Annotated in this window: 1 protein-coding gene and 1 pseudogene; both read right to left on the bottom strand. The window is 59.0% G+C overall.

Annotated features, from left to right (window positions below; all coding sequences use genetic code 11):
• Nucleotides 1–841: 841 nt before the first annotated feature.
• Entirely contained in the window at nt 842–2,503 is a 1,662-nt protein-coding gene (locus EOA13_RS36670; RefSeq protein ID WP_127297993.1) for a DNA polymerase/3'-5' exonuclease PolX, read from the bottom strand.
• Between the two features lie 107 nt (nt 2,504–2,610).
• Nucleotides 2,611–3,176: pseudogene (locus EOA13_RS36665) on the bottom strand (DNA ligase D); the annotation flags it as partial.

The following is a 3,176-nucleotide window of genomic DNA, read 5'->3' as shown; positions in this document are numbered from 1 at the left end:
CTCCAGGTGGTGGGTCAAGACGATCGTTTCTACTATCTGAGGGGGCCCGGTGGGATGACAGGCTATAGGCCAAAGGGCGAGAACGTGCACAGCTCCTACGACTGCCCAAACTGCGGTCCTACTGGCTGGAACGGCACCCGCTGCATTCTGTGCGGGATGTTCATCGATCCGGACTGATCCGCCGAAACCGCTAGAAATCTTTCGCTTGAATCCGAATCATTTCGGTGAGCGCCTGCGGCGACGCAGCCAATAACCGATCGCGACAAACGCCGTCGCGACGCTCACGAAGTTTGCGCTATCCGCCAGGAAGTCGCGGAAAATCTGATACATAGGTTAGCTCCTGCGATGTGCCTTTCAAATGCCGACGACGCACACGGTGCCTTGAGATGGTTGTCGTGGTGTTAACCCTTACATGCTTGCGCTTAATAATTTGTTCATGCTTGAGACTTGGATTTGGAGCCTCCGACCGTCCCTCAAGTCTGACAGGAGCTTGAATGCCGGCCGTCGTTAACGAATTGGGCTATATGCCGGGACGAAAACGGTGAAACTCCGTGGACGGGCAAGGAACATCACCTTTCACGTGTTCGACCCGCAGCACGTGGAGGATGTGCTTGACCGCGACCTGGTCACGGTCTGGCGCGAACAGGATGCGGCGACAGCTGCAGAGAACAGGCGGCGAGCCGCGGGGAAAGCCGCTATGAAACGTGCTCAAAGAAGAGGGCGTGGAACTGCTGCTTCAGCTGGCCATGGCCCCGATGAGAACTCGGATTCCAGTTTGCGCGGCTGGGAAGATTTTGAGAATGACGGACTCCTGCGCTGATAGGCCGGGCGCATAAGCAGGTCAGAACGTTTGCCTGCGGCGTGCGAGATGCGCAAGGAGGGCCGTCAAACGCATCGCGTTCAGGACCCGCTTCGCTGGGACACCGCCCTTGCGCGCCATCTCGACACCCCAATGCATGTGGTCGAGCTCGCGGATCGAATGAGCGTCCGGATTGATGCTGAAGATGCAGCCCTGATCGAGTGCCTTTTGATGCCAGCGCCAGTCGAGGTCGAGTCGCCACGGATGTGCGTTGATTTCGACAGCGACGCCGTGTTTCGCACACGCTTTGAGGACTTTGTCGACGTCGAGATCATAACCGGGCCGGCGCAACAGCTGGCGACCGGTCATGTGCCCGATGATTGTCGTCCGAGGATTTCCGATCGCTTCAATGATACGCTCCGTCTGCTCCTTCTTGGGTAAGTTGAAGCGGCTGTGCACGCTCGCGACGACGAAATCGAACTGCTCCAGGATATCATTCGGGTAATCGAGCGAGCCATCCGCCAGGATGTCCGCCTCGATGCCCTTCAGGATGCGAAATTTTCCTTTGTATGCCTTGTTCAGCCGGTCAGCTTCGCGGTGCTGTTCAGCAATCTCCTGCAACGAAAGGCCGCCTGCGTAGTGAGCGGACTGCGAATGATCGGCGACACCATAATATTCGAAACCGCGCTTGCGCGTGGCTTCAGCCATTGCCTCAAGCGTTTCGGTGCCATCGGATGCGGTCGTGTGAGAATGCAGGATGCCATGCAGATATTCATCCCGAATGAGGGAAGGTAGCTTCTGCTTTGCCGCTCGCTCGATCTCGCCCCTGCCTTCGCGCAATTCAGGCTCGATAAACTGCAAGTCTAGAGCTTGGTAGATTTCTTCCTCTGTCGCTGACGCGATCAGCTTTCTCCCGCGATGAAGCCCGTCGGCGTTTAGGGTGAATCCCTTGTCGGCCGCGAACGTCTTCAGTTGCTCAAGGTGATCTGCCGAACCGGTCGCTTCGAGCAGGCTCGCGCCAAAGTGCTTCCTGTCCGTGACAACAAGCCTGAGGGTCGTCTCCTCGATACCAGTCGATTTTTTGGCCTGCGCTACCAGGGCGAAGTCGGAAACGAGCTCGCAACCGCGCCGGAAGTCACCTGCAATCTCGACACGCGAAAATTCGGGATGCTCTTGCTTCACCGATAGAACCGCATGTTCGAGAAGAGCGGCGGCCTTGTGCAGGTGAAGTTGCGTTTCGCCGCTGCGCACAATGGCCAGGTTCTGCAGGAGCTTTGTCTGAAGCGCGGCGCCGAGGCCTTTGACTGGGCGTATGCGGTCTTCTCTTGCTGCGGCCTCGAGCTCCGCCAGCGAGTTCACGCCGAGCGCCTGATGAAGCTTCAGTATCTTATCGGGACGAAGCCCGGGTATGGCAAACAGCTCCATCACGCCCGCTGGAACATCCTCGCGCAGCTTCTCAAGGCTCGGGTGCGTGCCGGTTTGGTAAAGCTTGGTCACGATGTCTGCGATCGCATCACCGATCCCCGGGATCTTGGTGAGGGCGCCGGCGGCGATGATCCGATCAAGCGGCTGCGACAGCGCCATCAAACTGTCTGCCGCGCGCAGGTATGCCTTTGTGCGATAGGGATTGTCGCCTCGCATAGACGACCGTAGCGCGTATTCCCTCAAAAGACCGGCGACGGTCCTGGGATCGGTTTTTGCCATGGCTTCAGCCAAACGAGGCCGATCTCCGCAGGTTCCAAGCAGGCAAGATCAACAGCGCCGCGTTGCCCTTTAAATCCCGGCTTTACTGCCTCTTCCCGCGTCGGACGCTACAGATTGGGCAAGGATTGGTCAGCGCGACCCCATCCAGCCAGAGCTTTGGAGGCTGCGCGTTTCTTTAATTCAGGAGCATCGCCCACGTGGAAATGTGAGGGCGCATCTATTGTCTTCATCTCCGCCCACGTTATCGGTGCCGCCACAGGGGCGCCCGGACGTGATCTTGCGCTGTAGGGCATGATCGCGGTCGCCCCGCGCTGATTGCGTAGATAGTCAACAAAGATGCGACCCTTGCGGCGCGCCTTTGACAACACGGCCGTGAAATCGGCCGGATCGCTCTGGGCGACCGCCTGCGCCAGGCGAGACGCGAAGTCCTTCACCTCTGGCCACTCGGCGCCAGGGATGAGGGGCGCGATGACGTGCACTCCTTTGCCTCCCGTCAGCATCGGGAAAGTCGCAAGCCCCAGCGATTTAAGGATAGCGCGGAACTGAAAGGCAGCGGCGCGGACGGCCCCAAAATCGAGGCCTTCATCGGGGCCCAGGTCGAACACGAGGCGGTCGGCCTTTTCGACATCCTCGATCCGAGCCCCCCATCCATGCAGCTCGATCGTTCCCATCT

This window comes from Mesorhizobium sp. M7A.F.Ca.US.011.01.1.1 (assembly GCF_003998295.1).
GTDB lineage: Bacteria > Pseudomonadota > Alphaproteobacteria > Rhizobiales > Rhizobiaceae > Mesorhizobium.
Note: the sequence above shows the minus strand (reverse complement) of the source record. Positions and strands in the feature narration are given on the sequence as shown.

Coding starts and splice junctions, on each gene's coding strand:
- EOA13_RS36670 (WP_127297993.1), bottom strand. CDS start 2,503: ATGGCAAAAACCGATCCCAGGACCGTCGCCGGTCTTTTGAGGGAATAC.